The sequence below is a fragment of the Haloactinospora alba genome (assembly GCF_006717075.1).
Classification (GTDB): domain Bacteria; phylum Actinomycetota; class Actinomycetes; order Streptosporangiales; family Streptosporangiaceae; genus Haloactinospora; species Haloactinospora alba.
Genome location: NZ_VFQC01000001.1, coordinates 1752961 through 1777818, shown reverse-complemented (window position 1 = coordinate 1777818; position 24858 = coordinate 1752961). Strand labels below are relative to the sequence as shown.

18 protein-coding genes and 1 pseudogene are annotated in these 24858 nt (G+C 66.7%); 10 read left to right on the top strand and 9 right to left on the bottom strand.

Annotated elements, in window-relative coordinates; genetic code table 11:
• Positions 1 to 50: 50 nt before the first annotated feature.
• A complete protein-coding gene (locus tag FHX37_RS08020) occupies positions 51 to 5510 on the bottom strand; it encodes an ATP-binding protein (protein ID WP_141923252.1) in 5460 nt (1819 codons plus the stop codon).
• Between the two features lie 459 nt (positions 5511 to 5969).
• On the opposite strand from FHX37_RS08020, the gene FHX37_RS08015 reads away from it, so the two are divergent.
• The 3 genes from FHX37_RS08015 (at position 5970) to FHX37_RS08005 (ending at position 8299) form a co-directional block, all read left to right on the top strand.
• Positions 5970 to 6764 carry an exodeoxyribonuclease III gene (locus FHX37_RS08015; protein WP_141925108.1) on the top strand — a complete coding sequence of 265 codons (795 nt, stop codon included), beginning with the start codon at positions 5970 to 5972 and terminating at the stop codon, positions 6762 to 6764.
• Positions 6765 to 6820: 56 nt separating this feature from the next.
• A complete protein-coding gene (locus FHX37_RS08010; protein WP_141923250.1) occupies positions 6821 to 7582 on the top strand; it encodes an alpha/beta fold hydrolase in 762 nt (253 codons plus the stop codon).
• A 63-nt stretch (positions 7583 to 7645) separates the two neighbouring features.
• The gene (locus FHX37_RS08005) at positions 7646 to 8299 is read left to right on the top strand and encodes an HAD-IA family hydrolase (RefSeq protein ID WP_246062187.1); all 654 of its coding nucleotides are present in this window, start codon (positions 7646 to 7648) and stop codon (positions 8297 to 8299) included.
• A gap of 15 nt (positions 8300 to 8314) precedes the next feature.
• On the opposite strand, the gene FHX37_RS08000 is transcribed toward FHX37_RS08005, so the two are convergent.
• Positions 8315 to 9193 carry a DUF4429 domain-containing protein gene (locus FHX37_RS08000; RefSeq protein ID WP_141923248.1) on the bottom strand — a complete coding sequence of 293 codons (879 nt, stop codon included), beginning with the start codon at positions 9191 to 9193 and terminating at the stop codon, positions 8315 to 8317.
• A 213-nt stretch (positions 9194 to 9406) separates the two neighbouring features.
• Here FHX37_RS08000 and FHX37_RS07995 point away from each other — a divergent pair, with 213 nt between their 5' ends.
• Entirely contained in the window at positions 9407 to 10750 is a 1344-nt protein-coding gene (locus FHX37_RS07995) for an amino acid permease (protein WP_141925106.1), read from the top strand.
• Positions 10751 to 10785: 35 nt separating this feature from the next.
• On the top strand, positions 10786 to 11280 hold the full coding sequence (locus FHX37_RS07990; protein WP_141923246.1) for an NUDIX domain-containing protein: 495 nt from the start codon (positions 10786 to 10788) through the stop codon (positions 11278 to 11280).
• A gap of 9 nt (positions 11281 to 11289) precedes the next feature.
• On the opposite strand, the gene FHX37_RS07985 is transcribed toward FHX37_RS07990, so the two are convergent.
• Positions 11290 to 11715 (bottom strand): ankyrin repeat domain-containing protein, encoded by a 426-nt coding sequence (locus tag FHX37_RS07985; protein ID WP_141923244.1) that lies wholly within the window; start codon positions 11713 to 11715, stop codon positions 11290 to 11292.
• 243 nt (positions 11716 to 11958) lie between these two features.
• On the opposite strand from FHX37_RS07985, the gene FHX37_RS07980 reads away from it, so the two are divergent.
• Positions 11959 to 12432: a hypothetical protein gene (locus tag FHX37_RS07980; RefSeq protein WP_246062186.1), complete on the top strand. Its 474-nt coding sequence runs from the start codon at positions 11959 to 11961 to the stop codon at positions 12430 to 12432.
• 20 nt (positions 12433 to 12452) lie between these two features.
• Here the strand turns inward: FHX37_RS07980 and FHX37_RS07975 are convergent, their stop codons facing one another.
• The 4 genes from FHX37_RS07975 to FHX37_RS07960 are packed head-to-tail and all read right to left on the bottom strand — an operon-like array spanning position 12453 to position 15921.
• Positions 12453 to 13844: a hypothetical protein gene (locus tag FHX37_RS07975; protein WP_141923240.1), complete on the bottom strand. Its 1392-nt coding sequence runs from the start codon at positions 13842 to 13844 to the stop codon at positions 12453 to 12455.
• A 34-nt stretch (positions 13845 to 13878) separates the two neighbouring features.
• Positions 13879 to 15108 (bottom strand): site-specific integrase, encoded by a 1230-nt coding sequence (locus FHX37_RS07970; RefSeq protein ID WP_141923238.1) that lies wholly within the window; start codon positions 15106 to 15108, stop codon positions 13879 to 13881.
• Between the two features lie 55 nt (positions 15109 to 15163).
• On the bottom strand, positions 15164 to 15580 hold the full coding sequence (locus FHX37_RS07965; RefSeq protein ID WP_141923236.1) for a hypothetical protein: 417 nt from the start codon (positions 15578 to 15580) through the stop codon (positions 15164 to 15166).
• 29 nt (positions 15581 to 15609) lie between these two features.
• On the bottom strand, positions 15610 to 15921 hold the full coding sequence (locus tag FHX37_RS07960) for a hypothetical protein (RefSeq protein WP_246062185.1): 312 nt from the start codon (positions 15919 to 15921) through the stop codon (positions 15610 to 15612).
• 731 nt (positions 15922 to 16652) lie between these two features.
• Here FHX37_RS07960 and FHX37_RS07955 point away from each other — a divergent pair.
• The 3 genes from FHX37_RS07955 (at position 16653) to FHX37_RS23840 (ending at position 20835) form a co-directional block, all read left to right on the top strand.
• Complete coding sequence (locus FHX37_RS07955) at positions 16653 to 17033, top strand: VOC family protein (protein WP_141923234.1); 381 nt, start codon at positions 16653 to 16655, stop codon at positions 17031 to 17033.
• 499 nt (positions 17034 to 17532) lie between these two features.
• Positions 17533 to 20568: a Tn3 family transposase gene (locus FHX37_RS07950; protein ID WP_141923232.1), complete on the top strand. Its 3036-nt coding sequence runs from the start codon at positions 17533 to 17535 to the stop codon at positions 20566 to 20568.
• Between the two features lie 132 nt (positions 20569 to 20700).
• A complete protein-coding gene (locus FHX37_RS23840; protein WP_281288283.1) occupies positions 20701 to 20835 on the top strand; it encodes a hypothetical protein in 135 nt (44 codons plus the stop codon).
• 818 nt (positions 20836 to 21653) lie between these two features.
• Here the strand turns inward: FHX37_RS23840 and FHX37_RS07945 are convergent.
• Together FHX37_RS07945 and FHX37_RS07940 are read right to left on the bottom strand one after the other, a co-directional pair.
• On the bottom strand, positions 21654 to 22166 hold the full coding sequence (locus FHX37_RS07945) for a hypothetical protein (protein ID WP_141923230.1): 513 nt from the start codon (positions 22164 to 22166) through the stop codon (positions 21654 to 21656).
• Between the two features lie 427 nt (positions 22167 to 22593).
• Positions 22594 to 23428: pseudogene (locus tag FHX37_RS07940) on the bottom strand (ISAzo13 family transposase); the annotation flags it as partial.
• Between the two features lie 144 nt (positions 23429 to 23572).
• On the opposite strand from FHX37_RS07940, the gene FHX37_RS07935 reads away from it, so the two are divergent.
• Positions 23573 to 24160: a recombinase family protein gene (locus FHX37_RS07935; RefSeq protein WP_141923228.1), complete on the top strand. Its 588-nt coding sequence runs from the start codon at positions 23573 to 23575 to the stop codon at positions 24158 to 24160.
• Positions 24161 to 24858 lie beyond the last annotated feature (698 nt).

Genomic DNA, 24858 nt, shown 5'->3' with positions numbered 1-24858 from the left:
CGGACCGCCGGCACGGGTGCCGGCGGTCCGGTGGGTTCCTCGGTGCGGGGTCAGCCGCGGTGGGCCTCGATGGCCTCGATGACGCGCGGGCGTAGTTCCGCGGCGCTGATAACGGCGTCGACGGATCCGACCTCGACCGCGCGCCGGATGTCGTGCACCCGGTCGAACTCCGCGGCGACCTCGCCGAGTTTCTCCGTGCGTACCGAGCCGCGGAGCTCTTCGAGTTCGGCGGTCAGTGCGGCCCGGTCGGTTCCGGAGGCTTCGGCGGCGCGTGTCTCGTGTTCGCGTACGCGTTCGTCGGCGGCGGTGCGGGCGTTGACCTCGCCGGAGAAGACCACCGCGGCGGCCGGTGCGCCGCCGAGGACCGAGGCGAAGGATCCTTCCACCGCGAGCACGGTCATGTTCGGGTTCAGTGCTTTGGAGAACACCACGAACGCTCCGCCGTGGTAGCGCGAGACCACGCAGAACACGATGGGGCCGTCGAAGTTCACGATCGCGCGGCCGATCTCGGCGCCGTACTCCAGTTGTAGTTTGCGCATCGACTCCGGTGACCCGTCGAAGCCCGACAGGTTGGCCAGTACCACCAGCGGTCGGTTGCCGCTGGCCGCGTTGATGGCCCGGGCGGCTTTCTTGGAGGACTGCGGGAACAGTGTGCCGGCGGTGTAGGTGTCGGGGCCGTCGGTGGGTGGGAAGCCGCGCCGTGGTACCGGTTGTGACTCGATGCCGAGCAGGCACACTGGTGTTCCGCCCAGGTGCGCGTCCTGTACCACGGTGGTGTCGGCGTCGGTCATGTCGGCCCAGCGTTCCAGTACCGGTTGGTCCTGGTCGGAGAGCGCGCGTATCACGGTGCGGATGTCGAAGGGTTTCTTGCGTTCCGCGTTGGCCTCGGTGGAGAAGATCTCGCCGACAGTGGTGAAGTCGCTGCCCTCCACGGCGTGGGGGAAGTCGCGGATGTCGCGGTTGGTGGGGTCGGTGGTGGCCGCTTGTCGCGGGGTTTTCTCTCCGGGGGCCACGTAGGTGTGGTCGTAGTGGCTCATCAGGACGTCGCGTGCGGCGGTGAGGTTGGGTGCCCAGTACTGGGCCTGGCCGTTGGGTCCCATCACCCGGTCGTAGCCGCCGATGCCGAAGTTGTCCTCGGCGGAGACGCCCCCGGAGAAGTCCAGTGACTGTTTACCGGTGAGTACCATCGCCGAGTCCGGCGTCATCACGAGGATGCCCTTGGTGTGCATGAGCATCGTCGCCTCGGCGTTCCAGTACGGTTGCGCGCCCACGTTGATGCCGGCGATCACGATGTTGATCTCGCCGCCGTCCTGGGTGAACTCGACGATGCGTTTGAGTGCCGCGGCTACCCAGTCCATGTTCTCGGTGCCCGATTCCATGGAGATGCGGGCGCCGGCCGAGAGCGCGTACCACTCCAGTGGCACTCCTTTTCGTTCGGCCAGGTCCAGTGCGGCGATCACGCGGCGGCACTCCGCCTCGGAGAGCGCTCCGAGTGACTTGGTCGGGTCTCCGAGCAGTACGACCCGGGATACACCCTGGGGGTGTCGTTGGGTCGGTGTGGTGACGACGCCCGCGACGATGGCGGCTGTGTTGCGGCCCTTGGGCCTGTCGACCGGTACCAGGGTGTGGTCGGTGTCGAGGTCGTACTCGAGGAAGTCGCCGAGGAGGTTGGTCAGCTCGTAGGGGTAGACGGTGTTGCGGCTGCTGGCGCGCAGTACCTTCTGGCGGTAGTCGTCGAGCGGTTCGACCGGTTCGGTGGGGGGTTCGCCCACGGTCAGTTCGGTTCCGCCGGTGGCGTCGAAGGTGACGCGTACGCTGGTTTTGGTCAGTTCGCCCGTGGCGCGGTCGCGCTGGCGGGCGAGGACGAGGATCTCCTCCAACCCGGCGCCGGCGGTTGTGGGCAGTACGCGGTTGGCGATCGTGTCCAGTTCGGCGCGGGTGATCTCGCTGGGTGGCCAGACGTAGACCACGATCCGGTTGGTGCTGAAACGTTTCTTCGTGGGTCTGCGCGCCTGGACGCGGCGGATCGAGTCGAGGCAGGCGGTCAGGGCGTTCTCGGCTGTGGGTAGTGCGACGAGCCTGCCGTCGTGTTCGCGTAGTTCGGTCAGGTCACGCACCTGGGTGAACGCGACCAGGCGCTCGTCGGAGGGGTTCTCGTGGGCCGCGCACTGGAACAGGAACACTTCCTCGTCCGAGGACGGAAGCCGGGTGAGGTCGAACTTGCTCAGCCGTTCCATCTGCATCCGTTGGGCGATGTGGGGGTGCAGACCCCGGATGAGTCGGTCCTCGTGCATGCCGGTGGCTGAGGGGCGGAAGGTGAAGTGGTGGTGCATCACCGCTCCGCTGGGGCCCGCCACGGTGGCGGTGAGTCTGCGGAGCCCGTCGGGAAGGGGGTGGGCGGTGGTGAGGGCGGTGCTCAACGCCTCGGCCATGGTCTCGGAGTCCTCGGGCTGGTTCGGCCAGGCGAGGTAGATGTCGGCGTCGGTGGCGGTGTCCTGTCCGGCGGCCAGGTCGGTGAGCCCTCGCAGGGCGCTGTCGAGGTTCTCGAAGCCCACTGCGGTGGAGAGCACGTGGGAGTCGGTGTGTCGGGCGAGTACGAACGTGTGGCCGGCGGCGTTGCTGGTGCGCACGTCGGCCAGTCTCTTGTTGCCGTAGTAGCGTCGGGTCAGCACCTCCAGCATGGCGGTGTTGTCCCGGTCATCGCGTAGTAGCCGCTGTCCGAGCAGCCGTACCAGCGGTTCGGTGCTGCGGACCATCTCGGCGATGCGTTCGGCGCGGTCGGGTGCGTCGGGGTGGGCGTCCAGGTGGCGTAGGTGTTTGCGGACGCCGGCGTAGACGCGGGCGCGGTTGCGGCGCAGTAGTGGTTGGCCGAACCAGGCGAACACCACTCCCCGTGCAAGGTCGGCGACGGCGGGGAAGCGGAGCTGGGTGGCGGACACCAGCCGTTCCAGTGCGCGTCCGGCGGGTTCGCGCAGTGTCTCGTCGGGAGGAGGGTCCTGGAGCCAGGCGCGTAGCAGTTCCGCGATGGTGGAGGCGTCGGTGGAGGCGCGTTGTTGGGCGAGGAATATCCGGAACACCGCGGCCTCGAGTTGCGGGGTGCGCTCCAGTTCGGTGACACCGTAGTGCCCCAGTGCCGTGGTGAGCTTGGTCTGGAACGCCTCGGGGAGTCCGGCCCGTTCGGCGTCGAGGCTCTGTAGGTAGGTGTGGAAGTGTTCGCGGGGGTTGTGCACCTGGGTGTCGTCTCCCCCGTACTCGTGGGCTGGCCGGTTGTGGCTCAGTTCGGCGAGGTCGGTGAACACGTCGAGGAGTTCGATCTCCTCGGCCAGGGTCTGGTGGGTGTTGGTGGTTTCCCCGCGTGCGGTGAGGTAGTCCCTCCGCACCCGGTGTTCGTCGTAGGGGTCGACGTCGAAGCCCAGGAGTAGGCTGCGTAGTTCCTGCCGGTGGTGCGCGAGTCGTTCGTCTGGTGTCGGTGCCTCGTGGGGGGCGGGTAGGTCCAGTTCGGCCGAGGCGGCGGCCGGGGTGTCCCCGTCGGTGTCAGCCACCGGTTCCAGCCGCAGCAGTGCCGCGCCGGTTTCCACCTGGCTTCCCACGGAGACGAGGCACTCCTTCAGCCGTGCTCGGAACGGTGCCCGAAGCACGGTTTCCATCTTCATGCTCTCCAGCACCAGTACCGGCGCGTCCGGTTCCACCTCGGCGCCGGCCTGCAGCGGTGTGGCCACCACCAGGGCGGGTGCGGGTGAGCGGAGGACGCCGCCCTCGTCGCGGCTGACCCGGTGGGTCACACCGTCGACCTCGACCAGGTGGGTGGGGCCGTGGGTGTCGGTGAGCAGGTGGTGGCGGGTGCCGTTGACGATGATGTGTCCGGTGTGGCGGTCGAAGCGGTCGAGTTCGACGTCGGCGGTGCGCGTCTCGGTTCCGGTCTCGATGCCGACGCGGAACCGGTAGGGGCCCACTCGGGCCACGCGCAGGCGGTATCCCACGCCGCGCAGTCTGAGGTCCAGGGGGTGGCCGCTCTCGTGGCGTACCTGGGGGCGTCCGCCGGAGGCTGTGGACAGCAGCCGCTGTCGTTCGACGTGTTCCTCCTCCTCGTGGGCCTCGACGGCGGCGGCCGCCAGGGCGACGGTGGAGTGGCGCTGTGAGACGAGCCCGCCCTGGCCGCGGACGCGGTCGATCCAGCCGGTGTCGGCGGTGGCGTCGATCACCTCGGTCCGGTCGAGCAGGTCGAGCACGAAGCTCTTGTTGGTGGCCCCGCCCTCGATTGCCACGGTGGTCTGGGACACCGCCCGGCGCAGCCGGCCCAGGGCCTCGTCGCGGTTGCGGCCGTGGGCGATGATCTTGGCGATCATCGAGTCGAAGTCGGTGGGGATGGTGTCGCCCTCGCTGACGCCGGTGTCCACGCGGATGCCGGGTCCGGCGGGGAGGTCCAGCCGGGTGATGCGTCCCGGTGAGGGGGCGAAGTCGCGGTCGGGGTCTTCGGCGTTGAGTCTGGCCTCGATGGCGTGTCCGCGCTCCACCGGCGGCTGGCCGTCGAGGCTTCCTCCGGATGCCACGTGTAGTTGCGCCTTGACCAGGTCGAAGGCGGTGGTGGACTCGGTGATCGGGTGTTCGACCTGTAGGCGGGTGTTGACCTCCAGGAACGCGAACAGGTCGTCGCCGGGGTGGTAGAGGAACTCGACGGTGGCCGCGCCGCAGTAGCCGACCGCGACGGCCAGGCGTTCGGCCGAGGCCTTGAGTGTGGCTACCTGGTCGGAGGTGAGGACCGGTGAGGCCGATTCCTCGATGACCTTCTGGTTGCGTCGTTGCACCGAGCAGTCGCGTACGCCCAGTGCCCAGGCCGTGCCGTGGCTGTCGGCGATCACCTGAACCTCGACGTGGCGGGCGCCGGTGACCAGGCGTTCCAGGAACACCACGCCGCTGCCGAAGGCCCGTTCGGCTTCCTGGCTGGTGCGTTCGTAGGCGTCGGTGAGTTCGTCCTCGCTGGTGACCACGCGGATGCCGCGGCCGCCGCCGCCGGCGGCGGCCTTCAGCATGAGGGGGTATCCGATACCGGCGGCGGCCTCGTGGGCGCCCGTACGGGTCCTGACGGGGCCGCGGCTCCACGGTGCGACCGGCACGCCGACGTCCTCGGCGATCAGTTTCGCGTCGATCTTGTCGCCGAGGGTGCGCATGGCCTGGGCGCTGGGCCCGATGAAGGTGACGCCGGTCTTCTCGCACAGTTCCGCGAACGCCGGGTCCTCGGCGACGAAGCCCCAGCCCACCCACGCGGCGTCGGCGCCGGTCTCCGCCAGGGCGTGTTCCAGCGCCGTCAGGTCGAGGTAGGGGCGTGTGGAGGCGGGGCCGAGTTCGTGGGAGATGTCGGCTTCACGCACGAAGGTGGCCGTGCGGTCGACGTCGGTGTGTAGGGCCACGGTCTCGATGCGGGTCCCGGTCTCGGCGGACAGGTCGCGGACGGCATGGATGAGCCGTGTGGCGGCCTCACCACGGTTGACAATGGCGACACGACTGAACACCTGAGCGGATCCCCTCTTCTCGGTCCAAGGATGTGTTGGTGGCATGGAACGCCACAGTGTTCCAGCGTGACGCCTGTGGGCCGGTCGATGCCATGTCGCAGTCAACGGAGGCTGGGCGGGTGTGGTTGTGGGAATCGTCCAGAAACCACTGGTCGCGCCGCTCTCACTGTGGGTGTCGGGGCGGGAGTGTGGTGCCCGCCGCTCCCCCGTGGCGTGGCGGTCGCTGGTCGGAAAGGCGGGGCTGTCCGTCGAGGGTGGGGACTTGTGGCACAGGGGTGGTGTTTTTCGGGGCATGTGGTGTCGGTTTGCGGGGCTGTCTTCCGGGCGTGGGGTGGTGACCGGCTCTGTTGTGCGGTCGGGGCCGGGTTTGGGGGTGGTGGTTCGGTGGTGCTGGTGGGTGGTTTCCCAGCGGTGTGAACCGGGCCGGGCGGTGTGGTGGTTACGCTTGCGCCTGTGCTAGTGGTTTCTACGGTTAACGTGAACGGGCTGCGTGCGGCAGCGAGGAAGGGCTTCGTCCCGTGGTTGGCGGACACGCGTGCGGACGTGGTGTGCCTGCAGGAGACACGGGCTGAGCGGTGGCAGTTGCCTGAGGAGGTGGTCGCGCCGCCCGGGTGGCATGTTCATCTCGCTCCGGCGGAGGCGAAGGGGCGTGCGGGTGTGGCGGTGTACTCGCGTGCACAGTCCGATGCGGTCCGGGTGGGGTTCGGAGTGGAGGAGTTCGACGGTGCGGGCCGTTACATGGAGGTCGACGTGGGGCCCGTGACGGTGGCCAGCCTGTACCTGCCCTCGGGGGAGGTCGGAACGCCGCGCCAGGAGGAGAAGGAACGTTTCATGGAGGCGTTCCTTCCGTACCTGGTGCGGCGTCGTTCTGAGGTGGAGGCCCAGGGGCGTTCCCTGGTGGTGTGCGGCGACTGGAACATCGCCCACCGGGAGGCTGACCTGAAGAACTGGCGTAACAACCGGACCAAGGCGGGGTTTCTGCCCGAGGAGCGGTCGTGGCTGTCGCGTGTGTTCGACGAGGCCGGGTACGTGGACGTGATGCGCTCGCTTCTCCCGGATCGCGAGGGCCCGTATTCGTGGTGGTCGTACCGGGGCAGGGCCTTCGACAACGACGCGGGGTGGCGGATCGACTACCAGGTGGCGACTCCGGGGTTGGCGTCCTGTGCTGAGCAGGCATGGGTGGAACGGGCTGAGTCGCACGACCAGCGCTGGTCGGACCATGCGCCGGTGACGGTGAGGTACCAGGCGGGGTGAGCGCGACTGGGCCTGGGGCGTGTGTGGTTCGGTGCCTGAGTCAGTGAGGGTGAGGTATGGACGTTCCCATCGTGTTGGTTCACGGTCTGCGTGTGTCGGGGAGTATGTGGCGCCCGCAGGTGGAGGCGTTGCGGTCGGCCGGCCGCCGTGTGGCGGCGCCGGACCTTCCGGGGCACGGGGAGCGGCGTGGTGAGCCGTTCACGTTGGATGGTGCGGTGGAGGCGGTGTGTGAGGCCGTGGATGGTCTGGGTGGGCGAGCTCTTGTTGTGGGGCTGAGCCTGGGCGGTTTCGTGTCGATTCTGGCGGCGGCCGCCGCTCCGGACCGGATGGCGGGGCTGGTGGCGGCGAGTTGCACGGCGCGGCCGGCGCAGGCGCTGACGCACGTGTACCGGATCCCGACGGTCCTGATGGACCGGTTGCCGGACAAGGGGCAGGCGGTCAACGAGCGGTTCCACCGGTTGATGCTGCGTGGGGACGGCGCCGATGCCGTGCTGGACGGCGGGTTGGCCATGGAGGCGGCGCGGCCGGTGATCGACGAGATCGCGGAGATGGACGTACTGGGTGCGTTGGGGTCGTATCCGGGTCCGGTGTGGTTGATCAACGGGGCTCGTGACCATTTCCGGATCCATGAGAAGCGGTTCCTGGACGCGTGTGTGGACGGTCGGCTGTTGAACGTGCCGCGTGCGGGCCACATGGTGAGTCTGGACCAGCCGGAGAATTTCACCCAGATCGTCTCGGACGCCGCGGACGTGGCGGCGGTGCGGGAGGGGGCGTCGCGGCGGCGGTTGGCCGATCCGCCCGCCGGCAGGGACGGTTAGGTGGGAGGTGTCACCAGGACGCGCCCCGCCGGACGGCCTCCGGCGTGTCTAGACTCGGTTCCCGTGATTGCAGATGTGGAAGGCGTGCTGTTCGACATGGACGGCACCCTGGTGGATTCGGGGCCGGTCGTCGAGGAGTGCTGGGCTGCCTGGGCCAGTGAGTACGCGATCGCCGATGAGCGGTTGGCGTCGGTGTTGGGTCACGGTATTCCGGCACGGCAGATCGTGGAGCAACTCGTGCCGTCCGGCGAGGTCGCTGATGCGGTCGCGCGGATCGAGCAGTTGGAGATCGACCGCGCTTCGGGGCTGATGGTTCTTCCGGGAGCGGAGGAGGTGCTGGCGTCCGTTCCCCAGGACCGGTGGGCGATCGTGACCTCGTGTACGCGTCCGTTGGCGGAGGCGCGGTTGAAGGCGGTGGGGATGCACCCGCCGGCGTTGGTGACCGCTGACGACGTGCAGCGGGGCAAGCCCGACCCGGCTCCGTTCGTGCGGGGGGCGGCAATGCTGGGTGTGGATCCCCGGAGGTGTGCGGTGTTCGAGGACGCCCCGGCCGGGATCGCCGCGGGCAACGCCGCGGGCGCGGCCACGGTGGCGGTGGCGACGACCAGTGACGCTGCTGAGCTCCGCGCTGTGGCGGACATGGTGGTGCCTGACCTGTCGTGGCTGTCCGTGCGGGAGGAAGCGGGAGGTCAGCTGCGGGTCGCGGCTTGTGGGTGAGGGGCGTGACCGGTGTTACATGCGGCGCAGCAGTGCCTGTTTCGCTGTGCTGAACTCCTCCTCGGTGAGGACGCCGTTGGCGTAGAGCTCACCGAGTTCGCGTAGGCGGCGCAGTGTCGCGTCCGGGTCGTTGTGGGGCGCGTGTGTTGCTTCCTGGGCGTTGTCGTTGCCTGCCGGCGGTTGGATGGCGCGCGGGGAGGTTTGGTGACGGGCGAGGTGGGCGGTCACCGCCGCGGTGAGGAGCGCGGTGGTGGCTACCTCTCTCTGGGTGCCCCAGGTGATGGTCAACCGGTTGGGGTCGTGTTCGGGGGGTAGGGTCCCCGGGTTCACGGTGAGCCGGAACCGGAGGTAGCCGTCGTCGAAACCCGAGTTGGGAACCCAGTCCACGCCTTCCACCTCGTTGAGCGCGATACGGCGGGGGTCCTTCTTTCCCTGGGAGAACCAGTTCCATTCGATCCGGATCGTCTCCCCGTCGAAGGTGGCTCGCCCGTCGGAGGCTGACGCTGTCACGGGGACGTTCGGCCCGGCCAGGATGAAGCCCTCCGCGGTGTGGTCGGTGGGGTGGAGCTGCAGTGCGGTTCGGACCTCGTCAACGAAGTACTCGGCGACGCCGGTGCGGTCGCTGTCGACCCCCAACCGGTAGGGGGTGGCGGCCTCCGGTAGCTGGCCCTGGGTCGCGTGGGTGAGCGGGTCCGTTCCCGGGCGCAGCTGCAGACGCACCTGCCCTCCCTTGGGAGCGGGTTCGTGGGTGATGGCGGCTATGGCCGCGAGCGGAACGGTGACCTCCCCCAGGTACCGGCGGAGTTTGTGCACTCCTCGCCCGCTCGCGGGAGTGATTCCCACGTTCTCCCCGTCGAACGTCCACGTGCCGTCCCGTGTCATCAGCTCGGTCATGGCTATGAGTCTAGGTACGGTCGCGAGGGCGGGGTATTGTCGTGCCCGGCCGACGGGGAGGGAGAGATTCCTCCTGTCTTGGGTGTTTTGTGGATATAGATGACAGCCTGTTCTTTTTAAGGCGTACTCTGGGGGGACGTGACTTCGCGCGACACCTCCTCCTCAGCTGACCAGGCGTCCTCCGGCCTCGCGCACAGCCTGCGCCGTCGACACATGGCCATGATCGCCATCGGCGGCTCGGTCGGAGCCGGGCTGTTCATCGGTTCGGGGGCGGTCATCCACGTCGCCGGGCCCGCAGCGCTGGTCTCGTACGCCCTGGCAGGGTTGCTCGTGCTGCTCGTCCTGCGCGCGCTGGGCGAGATGGTGGTCGCCCGCCCCGCGTCGGGGGCCTTCGCGGACTACGCACGTATGGCGTTGGGTCCCCGCGCTGGATTCACCATCGGCTGGTTGTACTGGTGGATGTACTGCGTGCTGGTGGCGGCCGAGGCTGTGGCGGGTGCGGGGATCCTGGAGGAGTGGCTCCCCGCACCGGGGTGGCTGTTGTCCCTGCTGCTGTTGGTGGTGATGACCGGTGCCAACCTCGTGTCGGTCAGGGTGTTCGGGGAGACCGAATCCCTGTTCTCGCTGATCAAGGTCGCCACCATCGTCGCGTTCCTGGTCCTGGGCACGCTGTTCGCGCTCGGGATGTGGCCGGGCTCTTCCGGGGCGACCGTCGCCAACCTGTGGCAGCACGGCGGGTTCGCTCCCAACGGGTGGGTGGCGGTGTTCGCCGCCATCGTCACGGTGCTCTTCTCGTTCGGGGGTGTGGAGATCGTGACCATCGCTGCCGGGGAGAGTGCCGAGCCCCGGCGGAACGTGGCCAGGGCGACCACCAACGTGCTGTGGCGTATCGCGCTGTTCTACCTCGCCTCCATCCTGGTGGTGGTCGCCGTTCTCCCGTGGGACACTGCCGAGCTTCTCAAGAGCCCGTTCGTGTCCGTGATGGAGAGGGTGGGTGTCCCCGCTGCGGCGCCGATCATGGAAGCGGTCGTGTTCGTCGCGGTGCTGAGCGTGCTCAACGCCGCGATGTACACGACCTCGCGGATGCTGCACGTGCTGACCCGCCACGGGGACGCCCCCCGGGCGCTGGCGGCGGTGAACCGTCGTGGTGTGCCGACGCGCGCCATCCTGCTGGGCACGGTCGTGGGTTACGTGTCGGTGATCGGCAACTACCTGTGGCCGGACGTGGTGTTCGCGTTCCTCCTCGCTTCGGTGGGAGCCATCCTGCTGGTGCTGTTCCTCGTGATCACGGTTTCCCAACTTGTCATGGGGCACAGGCTGCGCCGTGAGGAACCGGAACGGCTGACGCTTCCGATGTGGGGGTTTCCCTACGTGACGCTGGCCGCGCTTGCGGGACTGGTGGCGATTCTGGTGGCGATGGCGGTCATTCCGGACCAGCGGCTTCCCCTGCTGGCGACGTTGGCCAGCTGCACGGTCGTGCTCTGCGCCTACGAGCTGCGACGTAGGTTCGGTGCCCTGCCGCCCAGTGCTGAACCGTTGGAACCGGACCAGCGCTGAGGGGGTTCCACACCGCCGCTGCATAGGGTTGAGCCATGGCTGCCACTGAACGGGAGTTCTACGACGCCCTGCCCCGTAGTCGTGGGGCGGCGACGGCGCTACTGCGTACCGGGGACGGGCGCGTTCTCGTGGTGAACCCCACCTACAAGCCGGGGTGGGGGATGCCCGGTGGTGTGGTCGAGCAGGGCGAGTCGCCCCTAGCCGCCTGCCGGCGCGAGTGCCGTGAGGAGCTGGGGTTCGTCCCGCGGCTGTGGGGGCTCGTGGGGGTGGACTGGCTGCCGCCGGATGTCAGCCCCGACCAGCGGCCTGCCACCATCTTCGTTTTCGCCGGAGGCCTGGAGCAGGAGGATCTGGGGCGTGTCCGGCTGCCGGAGGAGGAGCTCAGCGAGGCGACTCTGCTCTGGCCGGAGGAGCTTGGTGACTACCTGAACGCTTCGGTCGCCCGCAGGATCACCCAGTCCGTCCGCGCGGCCTCGCACGGGAGCACGGTCTATCTGGAACACGGTTTCCCGGTGGACTGGACGGGGTGAGGCGCCGACTCACGCGTCGTCCGAGGCGAACTGGTTCAGGTAGTGCTCCTTCTCGAACATGCGGGCCGCGTCGATCGCTGACGGGGTCCCGATTCCGGGGTCCGCGCCGTGGCTGACGAGGGCGGTGACCACATCGTCCTCCCCTTTGAACACTGCTCCGGCGAGGGGAGACTGGCCACGGTCGTTGAGACGGTCGACGTCGGCTCCGTGTTCGCACAGCAGCGTCACGGTGGGGGCATGGCCGTGGTAAGCGGCCAGCATCACCAACGTGTCCCCCTTGTCGTTGGTGAGGTTCGCCGGTATGCCGGCGTCGAGGTAGGTACGCAGTGTCTCCTCGTCCCCGTTGCGCGCGAGGTCGAAGATCTTGTGCGCCAGCTCGATGACTTCCGGGTCGTGGTGCGGCTGCGGTTCGGCGGTCGTGTCGTCGTCGCTCACCCCTCCACTCTAGCGGTGACCACGCTCGGACTGTTTGAGCGGGCACGCGAGGAGCCGTTTGTTACCGCGGGTGAGGATGGTTCGTCTGCTCTGAGGCAAAAGGCCGGTTGGCGCGAGGAACGGCAGGGCGGCTACGTGACCCTGTGTGGTTGAGTATCCAGTTGTTGCCGGATGTCGCTATTGTGCTTGCTCAGCATGGAGAGGAGTACACCTATGCGCCATTTTGTCGGTTTTATTGTTGGATTGCTTTTCGTTCCCCTCATCCTTGCGGGGTCGGGCTGGGCACTGCCGCGTCTGCGCGAGGTCGGCGAGGGGGCAGGAACCTTCCTCACCTCGCCCGCCCCGGTGGCCGTCGTCGTACTGAGCGGCGTCGCGTTCCTGGTCGCGCTGGCCGTAGGCATGCCTCGGCTGACCCCGCTCCTGCCGAGCATCACTGGACTCGGTCTGGCGGGTCTCACCGCCGCTCACGAGATGAGGCCGGAACTCATACGGAACGTGCCCGAGCTCCCCGGGGTTGAGGGGGCCCGTTCCCTGCTTGAACTCGGCCTCTACCTCCCACTCGCTCTGGCGCTCGTCGTCCCCCTGTTCTTCCCCCACCGTTGGAGGGGCGAGCTCGGAGCGGGAATCGACGAGGAGGAATACTTCCACGGCCTCTACGACGAGGACTACGAACAGCCGGACGACGCCGAGGACCGTGGTGGTTCCCGGCGTCGCTGATCCGCGCTGTCACGCTGCGGTTACAGCCACCTGGGTCCCCACGCGGAACTGTCCGACACACCGGGTGGCAGCGGGGGGAGGAAGCGAGGACCGGAAACGTCGCTCCCCTCCCCCGGCGCGTCGTGCCGCGTGGTCTCGCCCGGTGGGTCTCCCGAGGGCGCTTCCGCGCCGTCGTCCACCGCGGGAAAGGCCTCGGTCAGCTCAGAGGACCGAGCGGTGCCTTCCTCCGCCGCACGGGGGGCCTCCGATGGTGGTGCGGCCGCATCCTCCCGTGTGCCGGTGTTGAGAATGTCCTCAACGAACCGGCTCACCTGTGCGGCGTTGGTGAAAGCCTCCGGGGTTTCGGGGCCGCGTTCGCCGCGGTCCTCCGCGGGCGCTGGTTCCACCGGCGAGAGCTCCCACCACGCGGCGCGTTCCTCCTCGGAGAGCTCCCTCTCCACCACGAGCCACCCCTGCACCTGAGGATGGCGACGTTGGGCTTTCCACGGCCGCGGTTGCGAACGACGCTGCAGGGTCACCAGCCGCTCGTCTCCCGCATGGGGGATGTCAGCGGGAGCGTGGCCGGTAGTCACGTCGGTTCCGTCCGCGACGAGAAGGTTCCACCATCCGTACACGTACTCATCGTGCGGGTCGGCGTCCCGGAACGCGGCACTGCAACGGGGGTCGGGACGCTGGCCGTCCAGCCCGTAGCTGTCCGCGCCGACGAGCTCGTCGGCGAGCAACGTGTGCAGCTGCTGGTTGTCGCTGATCCCGTCGAACCGCACCCGGAACCCCCGGCCGGAGGAACTGTCGAGCACCACGAGGGAGTTCGCGTGGACCATGCGCAGCAGTGTGCTGATCTCGTCGAACTCCCACAGGGAGGAACGTAGCTGTTGCGCGATGGACGTCAGTTCGGAGTGCAGCGCGGTGTCCCTGCGCAACGCGGCACGCACGTCGGGGTCGGTGAGCATGGTTTTGGCCGCCAGCCCGCCACGGCGGATGGTCCACCATGCCACGGTCATCACCGGAGCGTCATCACCCAGGTGAGGAGTGACCCGGTCCTGGTCCGCCTCCCCCACACTGTCGGGATCGGGCAGAGCACCACCACCCGTTCGGTCCCAGGCCTCCAGGAACCGGACAGCTCCCCTGCCGGAGAAAACGAGTTGGCGCAGCACCTCCACCCCGGTCGCCCCGGGCGGCGTACCGATCTCGGCCATGGCTCCGGCGACCACCATCAGGTCGGCGATGACGCCGGGAGTGCCGTGGTCCCCCGCCAGAACCGGCCCCAGGGCTTCCATGGCAAGGGCACGCTCTTGGGCGGGGACATGGGGTGCCAGCTGGTAGACCCTGTGCACTGCGGTGGAGAAACCGGTCCCGGCAGTCACGGAGGAGTCGATCAGTTCCTGGAAAGCGGAGCGAAACTCGTCGATCACCCGGCCATCGTTGCATGTGACAGACACGAAGACATCACAGCCCCAGGTGGGTGACGGCGTTGTCATCCAACGGGTTGGCGGTACGGATATAACCGTGCACGGTTTTGGGGTTGGTCCAGCGCCCCTGACGCATGATGGCACGGTCGTCCGCTCCGCTCAGGGCCGCCTGGGTGGCGAAACCAGAACGCAGCGAATGGCCGCTGAAGGCGCGGGGGTCCAACCCGGCACGGCGAGCGTAGCGTTTGACGAGATCGGCGACGGCCCGCCCCGACATGGCGTGCCGCCCGATGTGACCGTGCTGGTTGACCGGCGGGAACAACGGGTACCGGTTCCCCTCGTCCAAACCCGTTCGCGTGTGGGTGTGGCATCGGTGCATCCGCCCCTCGGCGGTGGAGGAAGAACGTTCCAACAGCTCACGCACCGCGGAGCTGCCACCGGTGTGGTGGGCTCGGGCGATCTCCGCCCAGTCCACGAACGCGCAGATGGGACACGTGACGGGACGGCGCCCCCGGGGGAGAGCGACCTGGGCGGCGTGGCGCGCCTGCTGGTCGGTCTTCGTCGCTGCGAGACGCACGATCAGTAGCGGGTCACCCGTGGAAGCCTCGGTGTCGACCGTGACATCGTCGAACGTGAGAGCGGCGAGTTCGCTGCGGCGGAGCGCTCCGGCGAAACCGGTGAGGAGCAGCAGCGCGTCACGGCGTCGAGCCACCCCTCCCGGATACTCGGGGGGAGGGCGATGCTCCAGCAGCGTTTCCAGGGTGTGTAGCAGAAGCGGATGTTTGCGTTCGGGTTGGGCGCGGCGTCGACGCCGGATTCCGCGCAGGGTCAGGCGGACGACGTCGGCCCGGGTCGGGGACGGGACTCCGTGAGCCCCGTGGACAGCGGCGATCGCTGCTGCCTTGCGTTCCAGTGTTGCGGGGGACAGCGCCCAGCGGTCGGGGTTGTCGTGGCTGGGGGTGCTGGCTGCGGTGGCGAGGTAGACAGCGACGTCGATCGGGTCGGCGGGCAGGAACTGGCGCTGTTCGGCTTCGCACCAGAGGGTGAAAGCCGCCCAGTCGGTGCGGTAGGCGCGCAGCGTGTTGGGGGACTGCGCTGAGCTGAGGTAGCTCCCCAGAACCGTGGCCTGCTCCTCGTCGAAGCGCTGCCGTACCGCTTCCAGCGCCTGGGTGTCGACGAGCACACTCTGGGTGCCGCGTTCCAGGTGGGTGCGGACCTCTGCCGGCACAACCTGGGCGACGTCGGCGGTCGGGGTGTCCTCGTCCACGGGTGAGCCTCCTCGGATGGGCCTACGGCTGTGGTGCGGTGCCTGCGGTCCGGGGCTACCCCAGAGCGGTGCTGATGGCGGAGAGCATGCTGCTGGGAGGTGCCAGGGAGAACAGGAACAGCGCCGACAGGGCCAGTATGGCAGTGAACGTGGCAGCTGCGGCTTTTCGGCGTGCGAGGGCGGCTGTCACTGCCGCGGCCAGTGGAACCAGGAGCGCGAAGACGAGCAACCAGATGAGGTACCAGGCAGCCGCGCTCCGCGCTTCGTCGGTGACGTCACTGGCGCTGATCATGGCCAGACCCTCGGCCAGGTAGAGCGTGAAGAACACGGCTGAACCCAGGAACCATGCCAGCGCCGCCAACGTCCACACGAGTATCGGCCAACGCCGGCGGTCGTCGAGGACCACCGGGGTGCGACTGACCTTGGGAGTGGTCTCTGGGGATGGGGTGATGTCACTGTCCTCGGGAGCCACGGGTCCTCCAATGCGGTTCCTGGCGTGGTTCAGGCACCGGTGAGCAGAAGGTGGATCGGGATGATGAACACGACTGGCCAGGCCAACAGGGCCAGGGACCACAGGGCCGCACGGCGGTCACCGGCGACGGTGGCGATCGCCGCTGCCAGGAGCGGAAGCCCGACCGCGGCGCCGAACCCCAGGGTGTACCACTCTGCGGCGCGGGTTGTGGTGGCCATGACGCCGTTGAGATAGCCGAGCGGGCCCAGTGTGATACACGCAGTAGCGATCACGCCGGTGACGACGCGTATACCCGTGGGATGTCTGGTGTTGCGGTCGGGACGGTTTCCGTTGTCGACCACGATCTCGCGGTACCTTTCCGGTGGTGCGGCGGGGTGTTGTTCTCCTCCAGCCAGGTTTCCTCTGGCTGGGACGCGACGGAGGGAGGGTGGCGTGGCGGGTGTGTTGCCCCGGGGCCACAGTCCAGGAATGGTACCGCTGCAGGAGCCTCTGTGCTGCCAGTGCGGAGGTGTGGTGGGTGACCGGTTTCTCTTCGGCGCGACACCTGGTTCCGCCCCTGGGGCCAACCGGTTCGTTTTCCGGTGTCCCTTCCCGCTCGCGGCAGCCGAGCGGGCGTCATGGGGGCGCTTTCCGACTTCGGCACCGACCCGGAGGGGCATTGTCCAACCACCGGCGCTCCACCATCGCCCCCCAGATTCGCGCACCCTCGAATCCGCCCTGGACACCACCGGGCACCCGCAGCAGTTGGCAGACCTGCGCCGCACCTCGCCGCAAGCCCTCCTCGGGATCACCGCGGCACGGGCCAGACCCCACGGCAGACTCTGCTGGCGGAGTTCGACCCGCGCCAGGCATCCGGCGCTGTCGTCCGCGTCCGAAACACCACCCCAGCACATGGCGTCCTCGACCAGACCGTGTCTCAGAGTGGGTTTCCCGGGCAGGGCCGGACCTGAAATCTTTTCGCCCCGTGCTCTCCTCCTCCAGTACGATCGCGGGGTTGTTTCACTGCTGGGGTCCCGTGAGGTTCGCGTGTGGTCTCCCCGGCAGCTCCCGGGACGAGAGCAGGTTTCGTTATATGGCGTGTCGTATCGGGGAGCTCGTGCTCGGTTGCCACGACCCTGAGGTGCTGGCGCGGTTCTGGTGCGAGGTCCTGGACTTCGCCGTGCTCGATCGCGGGTACGACGGCTCGTTGGAGATCGGGCCGCGCGAAGGGTTCGGTGGTCCGCAGCCGACGATCATGCTCAGCCGTAGGGATGGGCCGGAGCCGGGGAAATCCCGGCTGCACATCGACGTCAACCCCACCGACCGCGATCAGGACGCCGAGCTCGAACGTCTTCTGGGGCTCGGTGCGCGCCCGGCCGACATCGGCCAGACAGGACAGGAGCAGTGGCACGTCCTGGCCGACCCCGAAGGTAACGAGTTCTGTCTGCTCAAGGCCCGCCTCAACCCACTCTGATACTCATCGGTCACGCCTGTCGCACCAGGCACCTCGGGGCTACCTCGAAATCCGGCGTGGCGGGTGTGCCGTGCTCGTGGAGCAAGTGAGGTCTCCGGTAGAGGGTTCATCGACCGCGAAGAACCTGAACACCGGAGCTCGTGCCCCCATAGCGCTGACGAGGCAGCTTGACCTGACCGATGGGCAGTGGGTGCGGCCCTCCCGGTTCCAGACCGTCCTGGACGGCATCAGCGTTCCCGCACACGACCCGCAGAGCCCGGGGAGACAAGGCCTGCAGCTCCCGCGCCAACCGCGCCTGCTGGGGGCGGCCGGAACACGGCGGAAAGACAGCGTGAGGTTCTTCGTTCACCGGCTTACGGACGGTAACGATCGGTAGTCGAGAACGGTTCTGGGGGTCTGGGGAAGCTGAGTACAGAAATTAGCGGTAAGGCCGTGATCTTGGCTGCGGTTTGGTGACACTGCCCTGATGGGCGGGTGCGGTGGCCCTACGTTCTGGCCCATGCCACATGATTTTCTCTCCGATGAACAGATCGCCCGCTACGCTCGTTTCCCCGCCGAGGTGTCTGTGAGCGAGCTGGAGCAGTTCTTCCGCCTCGACAGTCAGGCGCGGGCCATGGCTACGGCCAAGCGGGGGCCGGCCTCCAAGCTGGGATGGACCCTGCAGTGGGGCACTGTGCGCATGCTGGGAGTCTTCCTGCCGGACAACCCCACCGGCCTTCCTACCTCAGCGATCACTTTCGTCGCCGAACAGCTCGACATAGATCCCGCCTGCGTTGGTGAATACCGACGGCGTCAGCAGACCGCCTATGAGCATTCCTGGGAGATCCGGGACGCGTTCGGCTATCGCGACTTCGCGGCGGGCCAGGAAGAACTACGGACGTTCCTGGCCGCGCGGGTGTGGACCACTGAGGAAGGACCGCGGACTTTGTTCGATCGGGCCGTGGTGTATCTGGTGGAGAACAAGGTGCTACTCCCGGGCTTGACGGTGCTGGCCCGGATGGTAGCGACCGTGCGCCGGGAGGAGAACGCCCGGCTGCATGCGAACATGCACCAGCGCCTCCCCACAACGGTGCAGACAGCCATGACCGGGCTGTTGCATGTGCCCGAGGACAGGCGACGCTCGGAGCTGGAGCGGCTGCGTAGCGAGCCGACCCGGGCCTCAAGCCATGCCATGGTCGCCGCCTTGGACCGTGTCTCCGAGATCTCATCGGTAGGTACGGGCCAAATCGATGTCGCCGACGTTCCGGCGGTCAAACTGGACGCTCTGGCCAAGTACGGGCTGAAGTCCAAAGCTCCGACCCTGCGTGGGTTGGACGAATACCGCAAGAGCGCGACCCTGCTGGCAACGGTACGCAGCCTGGAGACGTCCTCGGTGGATGACGCCCTGGACGTCTTGAATCTGCTAATGGTCTCCAAGCTGATTAACCGGTCGGTGCGCGAGGGCAACGAGGACAAGCTGAACAGATTGCCTGAACTGCGCATGGCAGCCAAGAACATGGCCCAAGCCCTGGAGGTGTTGCTGGCGACATCCCAGGACAGCCACGAACAGGCGGTCTCACTGCCGCAGGTGTGGAACGCCATCGAGGAGGTTGTTGACCGTCAGAAGCTCGTCACCGCGGTCAACACCGTGGCCGAGCAAGTTCCCGACGACGCTGACGCCGCTGCGGAGTGGCGCGCCCGCTTGGTCAAGCGCTACCGCACCGTGCAGGGCTTCATCGAGCTACTGCTGGACGTTATCGAGTTCGATGCCACCGAGGCAGGACAACCGGTACTGGACGCGTTGCGTACCGCCGCTCCCATGGCTCGCAGTCGTAAGCACTACCGCGCTGAGGACATCGCCGCCCACGCCGAGCTCACCGGAGGGTCCTGGAAGCGCCCCATCTTTGCCAACCCGAACGTGGATCCGGGGCGCATCGACAAGACCGCTTTCATCATGTGCGTCATGGAACACCTGCACAAGGCGCTACGGCGCCGTGATGTGTTCGCTCGCGGCGGTGACCGGTGGGGTGATCCCCGCGCTCGCCTACTATCCGGACAGCAGTGGGAGCACACACGGCCCACGGTGCTGGCGGCACTGGGCCTGGAATCCGAGCCCGCCGCGCACCTGGCTGAACTCGCCTCGGCGTTGGAGGACGGCTACCACCGGGTGCTGGAGGGGTTGAGCACCAACACTGCCGTGCAGTTCGACGGTGGCAAACTGCGCATGGACCCCCTGGGGGCTGGGGCCGAACCGCCCCTGATGGGTCAGTTCCGTGCCCGGGTGGAGGCGATGATGCCGCGGGTGGACTTTCCCGACCTACTGATGGAGGTGGCCGCCCGCACCGGTTTCACCCGCGACTTCACCCATATCTCCGGGGCCGAGACCCGCATGGAGGACTTCAACGCCAGCCTGTGCGCACTGCTGGTGTCTGAAGCCTGCAACATCGGGCTGACTCCCGTGGCCAAACCCGGCGTTGCCGCTCTGACCCGCAGTCGGCTGCACCAGGTTGACCAGGGCTATGTCCGCGCCGAGACCATCAGTGCCGCCAACGCTCGCCTCATCGAAGCCCAATCCGACATCGGCATCGTCGACTCCTGGGGCGGAGGACTGCTCGCCTCGGCCGACGGAATGCGCTTCGTCGTCCCGGTCAACAACCTGCATACGCGGGCCAACCCGAAGTACTTCGGGTTGCGTAAACGCGGCGCCACCTGGCTCAACGTCGTCAACGACCAGGTCATGGGCCTAGGTGGAGTGGTCGTGCCCGGAACGCTGCGCGACTCGCTGTTCATCCTGGACGCCATCCACGCCCGCGACGGCGGCGAGAAACCCGAAAGGGTGGTCACCGACAACGCTTCCTACTCCGATCTCGTCTTCGGGTTGTTCGCGATCTGCGGTTACCAGTTCTCCCCACGCATCGCCGATCTGGGCGACACCAGGTTGTGGCGCACCAACACCCACGCCCACTACGGACCCCTGGATACGATGTCGCGCCATACCGTCCACCTGGACAAGATCCGGGCCCACTGGGAAGACATGCTGCGCGTGGCCGGCTCGCTGACCACCGGGGCGGTGCGTGCCCATGACCTGATGCGCATGCTCTCCCGTGACGGCCGGCCCATCGGGCTGGGCGATGCCTTCGCCCACTACGGCCGCATCTTCAAGACCCTGCACCTGCTGCAGTTCCTGCACGACGAGAGCTACCGGCGCATGATTACTGCCCAGCTCAACACCTCCGAGGCCCGCCACGGGCTGGCCCGCAAGATCTGCCACGGCAACCGCGGCGAGCTACGCCAACGCTACCGCCAGGGCCTGGAAGACCAACTCGGATCGCTGGGATTGGCACTCAACGCCGTGGTGTGGTGGAACAGTCTCTACATCGACGCCGCCGTAGACCAGCTACGCGCTGACGGGTTTCCCGCTACTGAGGACATGTGCGCCCGCTTGTCCCCACTGATCTGCGAACACATCAACTTCCTGGGCTCCTACACCTTCCCCCAACCCGACGTGCAGGCCGGGCTGCGTCCGCTCCGCGATCCTGAAGCAACCGAGGAGTAGAACGGCCGCCCCCGCCGAAGACGCTGTGGCACGGGAAGGTCTGTGCCACCGAGCTATGAAAAAGGATCTGGCATAGAGAGGTGCTGGTAATGGGCGTAGCATCAGGTGCTAACTGATGAGTAGTCTCCAGCTATGGTCATTAATCCTATCGATGAGGACGCGGCCCGTGCGTACTGCGGCGCGCTGCTGCAGGATCTGCAGGACCTGGCTCACACTGATGGTCTGACGAAGGCGATAGCGGGTTGGGGCGCTGTCGTTGGCGTGTGAGTTGAGCGGTGGGATGTCCGCCTTCCGTCCCCCACATGCCAGTGGAAGGCGGACATCTTCCTGCCAGTCTCAGACCCCAATACCTTGCCATGAGCAGTGCCTCACGGATCGGGCGGTGTTAATCCGTGGAAACAACGCCGTCGATAAGGAGCTGCTGCATGACTTCCTTTGGGGGTGAGGTAGTCCAGGCAGGGCCAGGGCCGGTTGTTGATGTCCTCGATATTAGCGGTCAGATACGGCCAGTACTGGGAGATGTCGAGGTACTTATTCCCCCAGGATCAACGGTCGTCGCCCCTCATAGCACCCCTCTGTGAACTGTGGTGTTGCTACGACGCTATGACACCGCGCTGGGTACCTCCTGATGATGGGAAAGAACATAGATGGTCGGGGTTCCCCAAATCGAGTGAACTACTTGTCAATGCGAGTTGATCGCATTTCCTATCTTCTTAATTCGTTCGAAGGGGTAAAGCAGTGCTGAGGTAGTGATGATGCTATACGCAACAAGGAGTGCTAGGCCGACCATCGAGAACGATTCCTCTGAGGAAGCGACATTGAAGGACCAAAGAAAAGGAGGAAGAGATAGCACGAAGGCACACAACCCCCAGATGATTAATATCTTGTTCGCTTTCCTGCGAAGTTCGGGGTCGAAGTCTACACGGTCGGGGGTATCACCGAGATAGTTTTTGTTGTTCCGTAATCCCATCCTCCCAAAGAAAACGAAGGCCAAAGATAATAATATTTTGATCAGGAATAGAAATGCGACAACGGATTCCATAATTTATCTTGCGCATTGGTGAATAACCCACTTTTGCGGATAATTACTGGGGTCCGCGAATGGACAAGTAGTAGACAAACACTCCGCGGATTGCGGCCTTCTTCGCAGCCTGAGGGATCGCGCGCCATACGACACCTCCGACTTCGCCGACCAAGCATCCCACAGCTGCGTTCTGCGCGTAGGTTTGCCAGCTAGAGCTCTGGCCATTAATAAGGTCGGTCAAGGCAGTAGTGGGAACACTGGCGAGCGCGCCACGCGCGCACCAGGCTGCGGCAGCGACAACGACGGCGGGTAAGGCCCGGGTTCCGACCTCGTCTTCGGAGGCGGTATCGAAATGCTCGTCGATAAGGGCCAGCTCTTCCTCGGTCAGTTCCTGAGCGAGGATCTCGTTTACCTCTTCTGGAGAAGCCTGGGACTGTGCATCGACCTGCATCACCTCATGGCCTCCCATGACTGGGATCTCCTCGGCTGAAGCCGGAGACATACCGGAAAGAGTGATGGACATCGCTGCGGTGATGGCGATGGCACTGGAGACGAAGGAGGTTCTCCTCAACATGGTGAATCCTTTCCTGGGGGACTCTTCGTTTCTGATATGTAAACAAATATATACAGACCCTCGCAATCCCGGAGTAGCTATTTTTTGATGCGATCTTGAGTGAGTAGGTTTCTGCGTGCGCTGGACGTGTTAGGCCATAGACTGCACCAGGAGTGGCAATGTTCACAGCAAACTCGCTAACCTCGTTCGTACGCTTTCCATCACAGGATATTTAAAACTTTAGCTCTTTGGCCCATTGTGGCCAAGCTCGATTCTTGGATTTCCAGTAAAGAGTGTGTTAGTGCGCTGGTACGGCAGCCGTACTTCGTTATCTGACCTGCGGATATGGGTGTTGCAGCGGGCGCGCGAGACAGGGGGTTGCCGATTAATTACTGCTTGATTTCGGGGTGGTCCTTCCCACCAGGTCGGCCAGGTTCTGGGCGGTGCGGGCGGTGATCAACAGCCGACTGGCCTCGAGGTAGCGGCGCCGCCCGTGGCCCTGCCACCAGCGGCGCAGGGTGGCCACCGCGAAGCGGGCGGCATCGCCGTCGCAGCCGACCGTCACCCAGCCGGCATCGGCACCAATGTCGTAGATGCCGTAGGGCACCGCCTTGGCCGCCCCCCTTGTCGGGGAAGTCATGGGCACGCACCCGGACCGGTTGCCCGGTGCGGTGCCATTCACGTCCGGCCACGGCATAGCCGCCGAGAACTTCCTCCTTCTTGGCGTCGACGCTGATGACTGGTCGGCCGGCCTCCAGGTGCTCGGTGGCCTGGTCGTTGATGTAGCGAAACTGGACGTCGCGGTCGGGGTGGCGGGCGCCCTCGGTGGTGCGGGAGATGGCCTGCAGGGAGAACCCTTCTGCTTTGAGTAGGGCCGCGACGGTGTCGGAGCCGACCGGATGTCCCTGGCGGGTCAGTTCCTGAGCCAGGTTGCGTGTGGACTTGGTGGTCCAGCGCAGTGGGGATTCGGGGTCGCCGCGCTGGTCGGGCTCCACCAGTGCCAATAGGGCCGGGACCAGGCCCGGGTCGGTATCGCGCAGCGGTTTGCGGCCTGCGCCCGCCACGCGGGTGCGTCCGTGCGATTCCGTGGCGGTGTTGAGTTCGTCTGCGCCTCGGGCGATGGTGGACTCGGCGATGCGCGTCGCTCGCGCGATCGTGCGGATGCCGCCGTGGCCGAGGGCCCGTGCTGCGGCTCCCGCGGTCAGGCGCTTCTGCCGTTCGTCCATGTGGCGCAAGAGCTTGGCGAATACGTCCGCGAGCACCGGTTCAGTACGCTCTGTCATAGTGGAATCGTAGAGGGTCACTGACTCCGAGATCCGTAAGTAATTAATCGGCAACCCCCTGCGTTCTCCCCGGGGGTGAAGGTGTAACACAACCCGTGTCCGCGCCTATGTAACACCAACCCCGGTTTTCGATACGCTCACCGCATGCGGATCGGGTACGGACGGGTCTCCACTCGCGACCAACACCCTGAAGCCCAACACGACGCGCTGGTAGCGGCCGACTGCCAGCGCGTCTTCATCGACAACGCCTCCGGCTCGCTGGCAAGACGCCCTGAGCTGGACAACGCCCTCATGGTCACCCGCGAGGGCGGCCAGCTCGTGGTCACCAAGCTCGACCGGTTGGGGCGTTCCCTGGAACACCTCATCGAGCTGTCCAAGAACCTCCAGCGCCGGGGAGTGGACCTGGTCGTGCTGGACCAGGGCATCGACACCGCCACTGCTGTGGGCCGGATGTTCTTCCAGATCCTGGGCGCCATTGCCGAGTTCGAACACGCTCTGCTGAGCGAGCGCACCATTGATGGGCTGCAGGCTGCTCGCGCCCGCGGCCGCACCGGTGGGCAGAAACCCAAGCTCGGCCCCCGCCAGGTTCAGCTCGCCCGCCAGATGTATGAGGAAACCGCTGAGGACGGCAAACGCCGCTACACCGTGGCCCAGATCGCCGCTGAGTTCGGCGTCACCCGCTCAAGCATCTACCGGTATCTCAGCAAGTCAGAAGGTAACTCTGAGCAATAACAGTTACAGAGAGTACTACCGCTAATTTCTGTACTCAGCTTCCTCAGACCCCTTCTGCTGCCGCTCCGAGCGCTTCGTGACGTGATTCTTTGCGCGCTGGCTGTCGTGGTTCCGGATCCCGTGTTCTGTTGGGCCGAAGCACGGTAGCTGCCACGAAGGCAGGCTTCCCGTCACCGCAGCATTGTTGCCTGGTCGTGGACCCGGTTCGCGTTAGTTGTGACGCGGTCACGATGGCGGCGGCGTTTCGCCGGTGTCCGGGGGCGGGCCGCGATCCGGGCTCGGACCGTCCGGTTGCCGACCCGCTGGTGCGAACTCAAGCGGCCGGGACCACCGCCGCTGGAGAACCGTTTGAGCCGTTCTTCCGCGTCGCCGTGGGGTTCCCGCGGCCGCCGTCGTCGTGAGGACAGAGGACACACCGCGCGACTCCGCCCGCTCTTGAGACCTGGCACCTTCTTCCGCTCACCCTCAAGCCGGACCTCGGGTCGGCTCTGTCGGGCTGCCCGTGTGCGCCCGGCCGCACAGCGTCTGAGGCCGCGCGCGATCGGCCTCGCGTCAGGTGTTGAGAGTTGATGTCGTCACAGCCTCATTCCGTGTGCTGTCCTGGGCCGTTCGTTCGGGCCAGGCTGCCTCTGCTGTCGTTGCGGTGCGTGGACTTCCGGTCGGCGCCGGTCGCCGTCGGCGAGGGCAGACGGCCAGCG

Coding starts and splice junctions, on each gene's coding strand:
- FHX37_RS07945 (WP_141923230.1), bottom strand. CDS start 22,166: ATGTTGAGGAGAACCTCCTTCGTCTCCAGTGCCATCGCCATCACCGCA.
- FHX37_RS08000 (WP_141923248.1), bottom strand. CDS start 9,193: ATGACCGAGCTGATGACACGGGACGGCACGTGGACGTTCGACGGGGAG.
- FHX37_RS07990 (WP_141923246.1), top strand. CDS start 10,786: ATGGCTGCCACTGAACGGGAGTTCTACGACGCCCTGCCCCGTAGTCGT.
- FHX37_RS23840 (WP_281288283.1), top strand. CDS start 20,701: ATGGTCATTAATCCTATCGATGAGGACGCGGCCCGTGCGTACTGCGGC.
- FHX37_RS08010 (WP_141923250.1), top strand. CDS start 6,821: ATGGACGTTCCCATCGTGTTGGTTCACGGTCTGCGTGTGTCGGGGAGT.
- FHX37_RS07955 (WP_141923234.1), top strand. CDS start 16,653: ATGGCGTGTCGTATCGGGGAGCTCGTGCTCGGTTGCCACGACCCTGAG.
- FHX37_RS07935 (WP_141923228.1), top strand. CDS start 23,573: ATGCGGATCGGGTACGGACGGGTCTCCACTCGCGACCAACACCCTGAA.
- FHX37_RS07995 (WP_141925106.1), top strand. CDS start 9,407: ATGGCCATGATCGCCATCGGCGGCTCGGTCGGAGCCGGGCTGTTCATC.
- FHX37_RS07950 (WP_141923232.1), top strand. CDS start 17,533: ATGCCACATGATTTTCTCTCCGATGAACAGATCGCCCGCTACGCTCGT.